This is a genomic window from Marinifilum caeruleilacunae (genome assembly GCF_013141825.1).
In the GTDB taxonomy this organism is placed as follows: domain Bacteria; phylum Bacteroidota; class Bacteroidia; order Bacteroidales; family Marinifilaceae; genus Marinifilum; species Marinifilum caeruleilacunae.
On sequence record NZ_RZNH01000011.1, the window covers coordinates 49,608 to 62,343 of the forward strand.

Consider the following 12,736-nt stretch of genomic DNA (forward strand, 5'->3'; position numbering starts at 1 on the left):
ACTACTCAATCACACAAGTAATGGTGATATCAACTTGTTTGCCAACCAACACACCACTGGAAGGCCCAAGTTTGTAATCCTGGCGGTTTACTTTTAGTTTTCCGGTAAAGGTTTTACGCGAGTAATTGAAAATAATTTCAGCCTCCTGTCTCTCTCCATGCATGCTAAGAGTGCCAGTTACCTTGTAGCTCATACCAGTACTTGTTACCGATTTTGATCGAAAACAAATTTCAGGATAGGTCTCCACATCAAAATACTTGGGACCTTTCAGCACAGCATCCCTCTTTTTCATCCGCGTGTCCAATGTTGCAGCGTCGATACAAACATCAAAACTGGCTGCTGAAATGTTTTTAGGATCGAAATTTACACTGCCGGTCATTCCGCTAAAATTGCCTTTTACTTTATTGGCACCCAGGTTGGCCACACGAAATTCGATATTGGATTTATCGCTGATAATATTCTGTGATGAGCATAAAAATTGAAACGCACCCATCAAAACCGCTAAGAACATCAATCTCTTCATCATATTTTATGCTTTTATGGAGTTCGTAAATGGAAAAAGCTTAAGGCTTTCACTTATAAACAAATATACTCCATAATCCTTGATCAATACAAAACTAATTTTTGCTTTTGTAAAATAGACGACACTTGGCTTTTGAAGGAGGAGATATATTTTTTCGCCTGACTGATAAGATTTATTTCGATTTGTCGTTACCTTTATCAGAAACCATTCTGAAATTACATTGGACTTTTACCTTAAAAACCGAAACTGGAAATACCATTTTTTAATTGTAGCAGTTCTAATTATTGCTGTTTCAATTCTGTACACCAATAGTTTGGTAGAGAAATTGGCACACGAAGAGGCCAAAAAGGTGGAATTGTGGGCGTTTGGATTGCAAAAATTGGAGCTAAATACTGATCAGGATGTAGAACTCATTAATCGCTTACTAGAGCAGAATGAAACCATTCCTGTCATCCTTACCGATGAAGAGGAGAATATTATTGACTACAGGCACATTACAGTAAACCCGGATCGGGAAGAAGAAATACTTAGGAATTATATTACAGAACTAAAAGATGAAGGGAACTTCATAGAAATTCAACTGGTTAATAGTAAGAATTACATCTATTACGACAGTTCTAACATTCTAAAACGTTTGGCCTGGTATCCATTTGTGCAATTGGGAGCCATAGTTACCTTTATCATTATTGCATTTCTGGCCTTTTCTTATTCGAAATCGGCCGAACAAAACAGGGTTTGGGTAGGTATGTCGAAAGAAACTGCCCACCAGTTGGGAACGCCAATAAGCTCCTTAATGGCATGGATGGAGTTAATGAAATCTGGAAATCCAAATCCAGCCATGGTAGAAGAGATGTCGAAAGATGTGACTCGACTGGAGGTGATTGCCGAACGATTCTCGAAAATTGGATCGAAACCCATTCTAAAAAATCAGGATGTAAGAGAGATTTTAGAAAGTAGTATCGAATACCTGAAGAAGAGAACATCTGGTAAAATTGATTTTATTTTTACAAGTACTGATCTCAAATCTGTCAAACTTCCTTTAAATAAAGAATTGTTTTCCTGGGTAATCGAAAATCTAACAAAAAATGCAGTTGATGCAATGGAAGGCAGAGGAGAATTGCGTTTTTCGTTAAGCGCAGGCAAAGAAAAAATGGTTTTGGATATTAAAGATACCGGGAAAGGCATTGCCAAAAGTCAGTTTAAAACCGTGTTTAAACCTGGCTATACCTCAAAGAAGAGAGGTTGGGGACTGGGCTTGTCATTGGCCAAAAGAATTATAGAAAATTACCACGACGGAAAAATATTTGTAGCCAGTTCTGAATTGGGAAAAGGAACTGTTTTTAGAATTATTTTACCCCTAAAGTGAAATATCTGGTTTTCAAATCTTCCGAAAAGTTTTGAAACCAAAAAAGATCTCCTTATTTTTGCAGCCCGTTTTTAGGCGGTATGGCAGTTTGTTTGCCTGTTTGGCATCAGTAATTGCTTGAAATTGACAAAAAAGATGTATTTTTTTGTGAATTCGTAAGATTAATTTTTATACTTTTGCAAAGTTTTATTTGAATATTTTGGAATATCCAACAAAATATACGATTCCTTTTAAGGGTTTAAAGGATGGTTTACATGAATTTGATTTCAAAGTAAATCAGGAGTTCTTTACCTATTTTCAGGAAGAAGATGTTTACCAGGGCGAGGCTGATGTGAAAGTCAGTTTCAATAAAAAAACTTTGGTAACCACTCTGAAATTTGAATTGAAAGGAAAGTTAAACGCAGCCTGCGACAGATGTTTGGAAGAGCTGGAAATTGAAGTTGAGGGTGAAAATTCTCTTCATTTGAAATTTGGCGAAGAACACGAAGAGCTGGCAGATGATGTAATTGTTCTTGCAGAATCGGAAAACGAGATCAATGTAGCTCAATACATCTACGAGCTGTTTACACTAAGCTTACCATTAAGCTTTGTGCATCCTGATGATGAGGATGGAAACAGCACTTGTAATGAAAAAATGATTCAAAAATTGAATGACCTCTCGGTGAATGAGGAAGAGAAGATTGACCCGAGATGGAATGATTTAAGAAAATTGATTGATAATAACTAGTTAAATAGGTTGAAAAATGGCACATCCAAAACACAGAACGTCGAAGCAGAGAAGAAATAAGAGAAGAAGTCATCTTAGAACAACTCCTGCTACTTTAGCATCTTGCTCAAATTGCGGAGCAACTGTTAAATATCACACTGTTTGCCCTGAGTGCGGTTATTACAGAGGCAAATTAGCTATTGAAAAAGAAGTTACAGCATAACCTGAGTACAATTAATCAGGTTTGAAGCTATATTAATTTGCTCCTCAGAATATTCTCAGGGGCAAATTTGCGTTATGCATGATTCTTCTTGCTATTACCCAACTTGTTGAGTTTGCTGTTTTGAGATTAAGCAGCAAATTCAGTGTTTAGATAGAGAAAAATCTGTATACTTGTAAGCTGAATTATCTGATGAAGAACACTAAGTAAGCTTAAACAATGTCAAAAATTAATGCAGTTATAACAGGAGTTGGGGCTTATGTTCCCGACTACATTCTTACCAACGAGGAGTTGAGTACCATGGTTGATACAACCGATGAGTGGATCATGACTCGTATTGGTATTAAAGAGAGAAGAATTCTAAAAGGTGAAGAGCAAGGATCTTCAGAATTAGGAGTAAGAGCTGTTAAGCAGTTGCTTGAAAAAACAGGAACTTCTCCTGAAGAAGTTGACTTGGTGATTTGTGCAACAGTAACTCCTGATATGCAATTCCCTGCTACAGCAAACATTATTAGCGATAAAGTTGGAATTAATAATGCATTTAGTTTTGATTTGAATGCAGGTTGTTCAGGATTCCTTTATGCTTTAGCTACAGGAACTAAGTATGTTCAATCAGGAATGTATAAGAAGGTTGTAATTATTGGAGCAGAGAAAATGTCTTCAATTGTGGATTACACAGACCGTCAGACTTGTGCAATTTTTGGGGATGGTTCTGCAGCAGTTCTTTTGGAACCAACTACCGAAAATGTAGGTGTTATGGACGAAATTCTTCGCACGCAAGGATTTGGTCGCAAGCATTTGCACCAAAAAGCAGGTGGTTCTTGCAAACCAGCAACACACGAAACTGTTGACGCTCGCGAGCACTTCATCTATCAGGAAGGAAATCACGTATTCAAACATGCTGTTTCTAATATGGCTGATGTTTCTGTTGAAATGATGGAAAAACACAACATGACAGCTGACGACCTTGCATGGTTGGTACCACACCAGGCAAATAACCGTATTATCGAAGCTACAGCAAAAAGAATGGGCTTGGCTAAGGAAAAGGTGATGATTAACATCGAAAAATACGGAAACACAACTTCTGCTACTATTCCATTGTGTTTATGGGAGTGGGAGGATCAATTGAAAAAAGGAGATAATATTATTCTATCAGGATTTGGAGCAGGTTTTACCTGGGGCTCTATTCTATTGAAATGGGGTTACGATCCAAAATAGAAAAGATATTATTACATGATATTAAAAAAGGCTTCCAAAACGGGAGCCTTTTTTTGGTTTCAAACATGTGTTTTAAATGGGATTTCTGCCTCAAATTTTTATATTTGTATGGTCCACGAACATAGGTGCTGTAGAATGGAAAATAAAACCAGCTTATTCTGATTAAAAATATGTAAACAGTTTCAATGATTTGGGTAAAAAAATCGTGAAAACTGATGTTCTGTTTTAGATATTTTTAATGGAAGCAAGCTTTAAGGAATGTTCGTATACTTTTTTAATAAAAATTGAGTTGATATAAGATGTTAACTCAGGACAAGCAAAACTTTGAATTCAATAATTTGAAATGTTTGTCCCTATCAATACGATTTCAAACATGTTTAGTAAAAAAGATAAAATGAGCAGAAACAACGACGTACAACAAACAGGACACAACATGATAAATGAGGGCACATCCATTACAGGAGATGTTAAGGCATCAAGAGATATTCGAATTGATGGTTTATTGAATGGAAAAATGGAAGTGAATGGAAAAGTCGTGATTGGAAACTCCGGTAAGATTGAAGGTGACGTAAATTGTAAAACCATTGATGTATCGGGTAGAGTAGAAGGTAATATTATCGCATCGGAGATGGTAAACCTAAAATCCACCGCTTTAATCCTTGGTAACATTACTACTGATAAGATTTCGGTTGAACCAGGTGCAAAATTCACAGGTTCATGTAAAATGGGTGAAGCAGCACCTACAAAGGATGAAAAGAAAAAATAATCCTGAAAAAGATAAAAAAAAGAAACAGCTAAGCTCTGCAATTAAATATTCGGGCTTAGCCTTTCAAATGATTGTAGTGATTCTGGTGGTTTTATACGCAGGTATAAAACTGGACGAATACCTACAAAAAGAATTCCCCTTATTTACATTTATAGGAGCAATACTTGGTGTTTTTCTGGCATTGTATTTTGCAGTTAAGGATTTCATCAAGATGAAGTAAAACAATTTTATGGATAAAAAATACAGATCATACATTTATAAGTTAGGTTTCATTTCTGTGATTCTTTTAATAGGGTCGCTTGCTTTGTTTTTAACAGTGCTAAAAACATGGTTCAATTACTTTTTTCCTTTCGTGATTTTGTATTTTTTCCTCTTCAATTCCATTCAGCATTATAAATTGTTAAAGGTTTCGAAGAGTGATCCAAGGGTTTTCCATACAAATTACATGGCCTGGTTTGGAATAAAAATGTTCCTTAACTTAAGCTTTGTAATCGTTTACGCCTTATTGAACAAGGCGCAGGCAGTGGGTTTTATATTGTTTTTTGCTTTTTGCTATGTGGTATATACCACCTTCGAAGTAATTGCACTTTCTAAGACTTTGAGGTCTGATAATATTAAATAGACCAAAAAAGTTTTCTGGAGAACTTTTTTTATTAAATTTGAGGGACAAAAATCAAGCATGGTGAATTTTTTACAATACCAGGCTGATAAAAATAGTCTATTGACAATTTAAATAACAGATTGAATAGTTCTGATTTTTGAAAAGATCTATTCTTTGCAAGTGATGTAAGTATGAAAAACATTCATCGATTACTACTAATCGTCTTCTTTATTGCCAGCGCCGCTACCGCGTTTGCTTCTGATGAACATGACAAGCATGCTCACCACGATACTCACAAAAAAGAAAAATTTCAAGCAGGAGAATTTATTATGGATCACATTGCCGATGCTTACGATTGGCATATTTTTTCCATAGGTGATTTCCATGCATCAATTCCGCTGCCTGTAATACTTGTTTCGGAGCAATCAGGATTTAACATGTTCATGTCAAGTAAATTTTATCATGGACACAGCGCTTATAAAGGATTCTATATTGCGCAGGAAGGCGAATTTAAAGGAAAAGTTGTCGAAAAAATCAATGGTCAGGAAGTACGTCCATTCGATATCTCTATGACAAAGAATGTTGTTGCAATGCTTATAAGTATGATGATCCTGCTATGGATTTTCATTTCGGTTGCAAAAGCTTATACAAGAAGAAAAGGTCAGGCTCCAAAAGGTCTTCAATCGGTGATGGAACCAATCATCATCTTTGTTCGCGACGAGATTGCAAAACCTGCCATTGGCGAGAAAAATTATGAGAGATTTATGCCATTCCTATTAACCATTTTCTTCTTTATCTGGTTGAACAATTTAATGGGCTTGGTACCACTCTTCCCAGGAGGAGCGAATGTAACCGGTAATATCACCGTTACAATGGTATTGGCTTTGTTTACGTTTATTATAACAACTTTTAGTGGCAACAAGAATTACTGGGTTCATATTTTTAATACACCTGGAGTACCATGGTGGTTAAAGTTTCCGGTACCTTTAATGCCAGTTGTAGAGTTTATGGGGATGATTACAAAGCCGATTGTACTGATGGTCCGTTTGTTTGCCAACATCACGGCAGGTCACATGATTGTGCTGGCATTTGTTAGTTTGATCTTTATTTTTGGAGAAAAAGGAGCAGCTGCAGGCTTTGGAACATCTGTATTCTCAGTCGCCTTTATTGTCTTCATGGATATATTGGAATTGCTTGTTGCCTTAATTCAAGCATTTGTATTTACGCTTCTTTCTGCGCTTTACTTCGGTATGGCCACAGAAGAACATCATTAAGAATTTTCAACTCCTTAAAAGGAGCTATTTATAGTTTTTTAATCATTAAATAAAAACACTATGATTACATTATCAATTCTTCTTCAGGCTGCAGCTACTATGGGTGTTGCTAAAATGGGTGCTGCATTAGGAGCTGGTTTGGCTGCTATCGGTGCTGGTCTAGGTATCGGTAAAATTGGGGGTTCTGCTCTTGAGAGTATTGCTCGTCAGCCAGAAGCATCTGGAGATATTCGTACAAACATGATTGTAGCTGCTGCACTTATTGAAGGTGCTGCTTTCTTTGCGATCATCATTTGTTTGTTAATCGTATTGTAAGAACTTTACGAAACTAATCCACAATTTGCCAAGAAGGGATTGCCTGAGGCAAATTGTGGTAACAATTGATTATTAAAATCCACCGGAAGGTGAAAAAAATAGAATAATATGGGTTTATTATCATTTGAATTAGGAACTTTTATATGGATGTTTTTGGCCTTTGCCATTGTACTTTTTATCCTTAAAAAGTTTGCCTGGAAACCGATATTGAATGCCTTAAAAGAGCGTGAAGAATCGATTGAAGATGCATTACGTTCTGCTGATCGTGCCAAAGAAGAAATGGCTGAATTGCAAGCCGACAACGAAAGAATTCTTCAGGAGGCAAGAAAAGAGCGCGAAGCAATGCTTAAAGAGGCAAAAGAAATGAGTTCTAAGATCGTAAATGAAGCAAAGCAAAAAGCAAGTCAGGAAGCTGATAAGCTGGTTGAATCAGCAAGAGCGAACATTGAAAGCGAAAAAGCTGCTGCATTAAACGAAATTAAAGCTCAGGTTGCTAACCTGTCGGTAGAAATAGCCGAGAAGGTTCTTCGTCAGCAATTTGCAGAAGATCAGCAACAAAAAGATTACTTCAAGAAATTAATGGACGAAGTAAAATTGAATTAGTAACCCGAAATTCCCGATACTTATCGGAACGGGAGAGTTAATGAGATTCAAATCTCACATCTCTTATCTAACAAAAACAATATGAACGAAAGTAAAATCTCGGTTCGATATGCCAAAGCTTTTTTCGAATTAGGAAAAGAGAAAAACATGATCGAAACTTTTATTTCAGATATTAAAATTGTTGATGATCTGATTAAGGAAAGTTCTGATTTTTGGTTGATGATTGAAAGTCCTGTAGTGAAAACTCTTCAAAAAAGAGAGGCAGTGAAGCAGATATTTTCTGGTAAAATTGATGCGATGACACTGAATTTCCTTGATTTGGTTTTGCAAAACAGAAGAGAGATCTACATCAAAGATATTTCCAGAAATTTCCTTGCCCTTTGCAGAAAAGACATGGGAATTTTGTCGGCAATTCTGACATCGACAACAAAGGTTGAAGAGGCCAACAAGCAGAAAATATCTGATCTACTTGAAAAATCTTTCAAATCTAAAATTGAATTAACGGAAGTTATCGATGAAGATATCATTGGAGGTTTCGTGATTCGCGTGGAAGATCAGCAATTGGATGCCTCGGTGGCAAATCAATTGAATCAAATCAAACGAGAATTACTAACAAATAGAATTAGCTAAAGGCAAAAGCCAGTAGCTAAAAACTTATTGAGAATATAAATCAGTCTAATAAGAATTAAATATGGCTAGCATTAAACCTGCAGAAGTTTCGGAAATTCTAAAGCAGCAATTAGAAGGATTAAAAACCGAAGCAGAACTGGAAGAAGTCGGTACCGTATTGCAAGTGGGTGATGGTATCGCCCGCATTTACGGATTATCGCATGTTGAATCAAACGAATTGATCGAATTCCAAAATGGTGTATTGGGTATTGTTTTAAACCTTGAGGAAGACAATATTGGTGCAGTACTTTTGGGAGAATCACAAGGTATTAAAGAAGGCGACGTAGTAAAACGTACCAAGCGTATTGCCTCAATCAATGTTGGTGAAGGCATGTTGGGTCGTGTGATCAATACCATTGGTGAACCGATCGATGGTAAAGGTGAAATTACAGGAACTACTTACGAAATGCCATTGGAACGTAAAGCTCCAGGGGTAATTTATCGTCAGCCTGTAAACGAACCTCTACAAACCGGTATTAAAGCAATCGATGCAATGATTCCTATTGGTCGTGGTCAGCGTGAGTTAATCATTGGTGACCGTCAGACTGGTAAAACTGCAATTGCAATTGATACCATTATCAATCAGAAAGAATTTTACGACAAAGGTGAGCCTGTATACTGTATTTATGTTGCAGTAGGACAAAAAGGTTCAACCGTTGCGAATATTGCCAGAACTCTTGAAGAAAACGGAGCGATGGCTTATACTACAATTGTATCTGCAACCGCATCAGATCCGGCTGCATTGCAATTCTACGCTCCATTTGCAGGAGCATCTATTGGTGAGTTCTTCCGTGATACAGGTCGTCCTGCATTGATCATTTATGATGATTTATCGAAGCAGGCTGTATCTTATCGTGAAGTATCACTATTGCTTCGTCGTCCACCAGGACGTGAGGCTTATCCAGGAGACGTATTCTACCTTCACTCAAGATTATTGGAGCGTGCCGCTAAGGTGATCAATTCTGATGAAATTGCTCGTCAGATGAATGATCTTCCTGAGAGTTTGAAGAACGCTAAGGATGAAAATGGAGAATCAATTATTAAAGGTGGTGGTTCATTAACTGCACTTCCAATTATTGAGACCCAGGCGGGTGACGTTTCTGCATATATCCCAACCAACGTAATTTCGATTACCGATGGTCAGATTTTCCTGGAATCAGACTTATTCAACGCTGGTATTCGTCCTGCAATTAACGTAGGTATTTCGGTATCGCGTGTGGGTGGTTCGGCTCAGATTAAATCGATGAAGAAAGTTGCCGGTACCTTGAAACTTGACCAGGCACAGTATCGTGAATTGGAGGCATTTGCCAAGTTTGGTTCTGATATGGATGCTGCAACTCTTGCTGTACTGAACAAAGGTGCGAAGAACGTTGAAATCCTGAAGCAGGGACAATACTCACCATTCACTGTAGATAAGCAGGTTGCGATTCTATATTGTGGAACACAGGGATTATTGAGAAATGTACCTGTTGAGAAGGTGAAAGAATTTGAGAATGATTTCCTTCAGTTCATGGAGTTGAAACACAAAGAAGTGTTGAACGAACTTGGAACAGGTAAATATACCAAAGAAGCTCAGGATATCATGCGCAAAGTAGCTGAAGAAGTAGCTGCAAAGTATAAATAATTATCAATTAACAATTATCAATTCGTAGTATGCATGGCTTTATTACGAATTGTTAATTTCTAATTACTAATTGAATCAGATGGCTAATTTAAAAGAAATTCGTACACGTATTTCGTCGGTTCAGAAAACCAAACAGGTGACTGCAGCGATGAAAATGGTTTCTGCTGCTAAATTGAAAAAAGCACAGGATGCCATTGTACAAATTCGTCCCTATGCCGATAAATTGCATGAGATTCTTTCGAATCTTACAGGAAGCTTAAATCCTGATGACAATTTGTATGGTGTAGAACGAAGAGCCGATAGAATATTATTGATCGCAATTACTTCGAACAAAGGACTTTGTGGTGCTTTTAATTCAAATGTAATTAAGCAGGTAAATGTTCTGACCGAAGGAATTTATGCCGATCAAAATGAGAAAGGACATGTTGATGTACTTTGTATTGGTAAGCAGGCGAACGAAATATTAAAGAAGACTCATAAGGTAATTGGCGAACGCAACAGTTTGTACGATGATTTGAGCTTTTTAAATGTTGCGAAACTTGCTGAATCAATCATGGCTGAATTCGTAGAAGGCAAATACGATAAAGTAGAATTGGTGTATAACCAATTTAAAAATGCCGGAGTTCAGATCCTTACAACAGAACAATTCTTGCCTGTTCAACAAGAAGAGGAAGAGAATCATGTTCAGGCAGAGTACATTTTCGAGCCAAATAAAGAAGAGATTGTTCAGGATTTGATTCCTAAATCGCTTAAAACGCAATTCTTTAAAGCAATGTTGGATTCTTTTGCTTCGGAGCACGGTGCTCGTATGACTGCGATGCATAAAGCAACCGATAATGCATCTGACTTGCTGCAAGATTTGAACCTGACATACAACAAAGCTCGTCAGGCTGCAATTACCAACGAAATTTTGGAGATTGTATCGGGAGCGAATGCTCTCGCTCAGTAAAGCCAAAAAAGTGGCTTAAAACTGATAAAAAGACCATATTTAAAAGATTTATATTGCTGCAAAGCCTCATCCATTTTGATGAGGCTTTTTTTATGCTTGAAATGATCAATGCAATCTACCAGTAAATATTTTATTTCATCTCTAATTCAATCTTCTTATTTTTTTACTAGATTTGCATGTTCAAACATATGTACAAATGGAATTAAAAATAGATCATAAAAGCCCCATACCTTTACATGCACAAGTGGAAATATTGCTTCGTAAGCTGATTGAAATGCCAGAATATCAGAAAGGTGGATTACTACCAAAAGAAGTTGATTTGGCCAAGAAACTTGGAATTTCGAGAAACACATTGCGCCAGGCAACGAATAAACTGGAATACGAAGGATTGCTAATTCGTAAAAAAGGAATTGGAACCAAGGTGGCCGAAAAGAGGATTACCACCAATTTGGATAATTGGTTGAGTTTTACCCAGGAGATGTCGGAAAAAGGTGTTGGTTTTAAGAACTATGCTGTCGAGGTAAAATGGGTTAAGGCAGATGAAAAACTAGCCAATTTCTTTGAGGTGGAATTGGGTACTGAAGTCTTATCTCTTTGCAGATTAAGAGGTGCTGCCGATGGTCCATTTGTCTACTTCGAAAGTTATTTTCATCCACGAATCCAAATGACAGGCAATGAGGATTTCTCGCGACCATTGTACGAAATTTTGGAGAACGATTACCATATTATTCCAACAACATCCAAAGAAAACCTAAAGGCAAGATCGGCATCTGCCATTACTGCAGAACGATTGGCCATCAAAAAAGGAGAGCCTGTTATGGTGCGTGAAAGATTTGTTTCCGATCCGGGAGGAAGGCCCATAGAATACAATATTGGTTTCTACAATGCCGAGAAGTTTACCTATTCAATCACCATTACCCGTTAAATGATACCTTATGGACACGAAACAATATGCAATAGGTGTAGATGTAGGTGGAAGCCATATCAGTTCTAAAAGCTATGATTTGACTGAAAAAATATTGTTGGATAATTCATTTCGAAGCATCAAAATTGACCATTCGGGAAGCAAAGTGGAAATTCTAAATCGGATGGTAGAACTTCTGAGTCCGGCTTTAAAGGATATCGAAAGGGAAAATCTGGCAGGAATTGGTTTTGCCATGCCTGGTCCATTTGACTATGTGAATGGAATAGCCTTATTTTCAGGCGAAAATGCCAAGTTTGTTCATTTGAACGAGGTAAATATCCGAAAAGAATTAAGTGAGAGACTTGAGATTGAAGAAGAAAAAATTCGATTTATTAACGATGCAACTGCTTTTGCAATAGGAGAGTACTTTAACGGAGGCTTGCAAAATACTGCAAAAAGCCTGGCCATTACATTGGGCACTGGCTTTGGGTCGGCATTTCTTTCCAATGGCATTCCGGTAATTACAGAAGATACTGTTCCAAAAGAAGGTTGCTTGTGGCACTTGCCTTTCGAAACTGGCATTGCCGACGATTACTTTTCGACCAGAGGTCTGGTAAACCGATTCGAGGCCATTGCAAAACAAAAGGTGGAAGGAGTAAAGCAAATTGCTGATATGGCAAGCACTCATTCATTGGCTCAGGATTTATTTAATGATTTTGGAATGAAACTGGCCCAGTTTTTAAGCCCCTGGATCAGAAGTTTTGAGGTAGAATCTGTGGTGATTGGTGGAAACATTTCCAAAGCCTTCCCTTTGTTTCAGAATTCGCTGCAGGATGAATTCCAAAAGCAAGGCGTTCAGCTAAAAACAGGATCATCTCAACTTCTGGAAGATGCTGCATTTATTGGATCTGCAATGCTGTTGAATGAAGAATTTTATTCCTCTGTTAAAGCTCAGTTGAAATACATGTAAAGCCTAATTTTTAGAAAATAAAGAGACT

General features: G+C 37.2%; 16 protein-coding genes. 15 read left to right on the plus strand and 1 reads right to left on the minus strand.

Going from position 1 to position 12,736, the window contains the following annotated elements:
• Position 1: 1 nt before the first annotated feature.
• On the minus strand, positions 2-526 hold the full coding sequence (locus ELS83_RS08540) for a YceI family protein (protein ID WP_171595127.1): 525 nt from the start codon (positions 524-526) through the stop codon (positions 2-4).
• Between the two features lie 217 nt (positions 527-743).
• Between ELS83_RS08540 and ELS83_RS08545 the strand changes: the two genes are divergently transcribed.
• The 15 genes from ELS83_RS08545 (at position 744) to ELS83_RS08615 (ending at position 12,708) form a co-directional block, all read left to right on the plus strand.
• Positions 744-1,889: a sensor histidine kinase gene (locus tag ELS83_RS08545; protein ID WP_171595128.1), complete on the plus strand. Its 1,146-nt coding sequence runs from the start codon at positions 744-746 to the stop codon at positions 1,887-1,889.
• A gap of 199 nt (positions 1,890-2,088) precedes the next feature.
• Entirely contained in the window at positions 2,089-2,616 is a 528-nt protein-coding gene (locus ELS83_RS08550) for a YceD family protein (protein ID WP_171595129.1), read from the plus strand.
• A 16-nt stretch (positions 2,617-2,632) separates the two neighbouring features.
• The gene (gene rpmF / locus ELS83_RS08555; RefSeq protein WP_083464500.1) at positions 2,633-2,818 is read left to right on the plus strand and encodes a 50S ribosomal protein L32; all 186 of its coding nucleotides are present in this window, start codon (positions 2,633-2,635) and stop codon (positions 2,816-2,818) included.
• A gap of 216 nt (positions 2,819-3,034) precedes the next feature.
• Complete coding sequence (locus ELS83_RS08560) at positions 3,035-4,033, plus strand: beta-ketoacyl-ACP synthase III (RefSeq protein ID WP_171595130.1); 999 nt, start codon at positions 3,035-3,037, stop codon at positions 4,031-4,033.
• Positions 4,034-4,427: 394 nt separating this feature from the next.
• A complete protein-coding gene (locus ELS83_RS08565) occupies positions 4,428-4,799 on the plus strand; it encodes a bactofilin family protein (protein ID WP_171595131.1) in 372 nt (123 codons plus the stop codon).
• Positions 4,783-5,019 carry an AtpZ/AtpI family protein gene (locus tag ELS83_RS08570; protein ID WP_171595132.1) on the plus strand — a complete coding sequence of 79 codons (237 nt, stop codon included), beginning with the start codon at positions 4,783-4,785 and terminating at the stop codon, positions 5,017-5,019. The genes ELS83_RS08565 and ELS83_RS08570 overlap by 17 nt, the downstream gene beginning before the upstream one ends.
• 9 nt (positions 5,020-5,028) lie before the next feature.
• Positions 5,029-5,421, plus strand: a complete 393-nt coding sequence (locus ELS83_RS08575; RefSeq protein ID WP_171595133.1) for a hypothetical protein — start codon at positions 5,029-5,031, stop codon at positions 5,419-5,421.
• Between the two features lie 170 nt (positions 5,422-5,591).
• Positions 5,592-6,674: a F0F1 ATP synthase subunit A gene (gene atpB / locus ELS83_RS08580; protein ID WP_171595134.1), complete on the plus strand. Its 1,083-nt coding sequence runs from the start codon at positions 5,592-5,594 to the stop codon at positions 6,672-6,674.
• Positions 6,675-6,734: 60 nt separating this feature from the next.
• Complete coding sequence (gene atpE / locus ELS83_RS08585) at positions 6,735-6,989, plus strand: ATP synthase F0 subunit C (protein ID WP_249414428.1); 255 nt, start codon at positions 6,735-6,737, stop codon at positions 6,987-6,989.
• A 108-nt stretch (positions 6,990-7,097) separates the two neighbouring features.
• A complete protein-coding gene (locus ELS83_RS08590) occupies positions 7,098-7,592 on the plus strand; it encodes a F0F1 ATP synthase subunit B (RefSeq protein WP_171595135.1) in 495 nt (164 codons plus the stop codon).
• Positions 7,593-7,673: 81 nt separating this feature from the next.
• A complete protein-coding gene (atpH, locus tag ELS83_RS08595) occupies positions 7,674-8,222 on the plus strand; it encodes an ATP synthase F1 subunit delta (RefSeq protein ID WP_171595136.1) in 549 nt (182 codons plus the stop codon).
• 61 nt (positions 8,223-8,283) lie between these two features.
• Positions 8,284-9,885 (plus strand): F0F1 ATP synthase subunit alpha, encoded by a 1,602-nt coding sequence (gene atpA, locus ELS83_RS08600; protein WP_171595137.1) that lies wholly within the window; start codon positions 8,284-8,286, stop codon positions 9,883-9,885.
• Between the two features lie 79 nt (positions 9,886-9,964).
• Complete coding sequence (atpG, locus tag ELS83_RS08605) at positions 9,965-10,834, plus strand: ATP synthase F1 subunit gamma (RefSeq protein ID WP_171595138.1); 870 nt, start codon at positions 9,965-9,967, stop codon at positions 10,832-10,834.
• A gap of 196 nt (positions 10,835-11,030) precedes the next feature.
• On the plus strand, positions 11,031-11,759 hold the full coding sequence (locus tag ELS83_RS08610) for a GntR family transcriptional regulator (RefSeq protein ID WP_171595139.1): 729 nt from the start codon (positions 11,031-11,033) through the stop codon (positions 11,757-11,759).
• Positions 11,760-11,769: 10 nt separating this feature from the next.
• The gene (locus ELS83_RS08615; RefSeq protein ID WP_171595140.1) at positions 11,770-12,708 is read left to right on the plus strand and encodes an ROK family protein; all 939 of its coding nucleotides are present in this window, start codon (positions 11,770-11,772) and stop codon (positions 12,706-12,708) included.
• Positions 12,709-12,736: the final 28 nt, after the last annotated feature.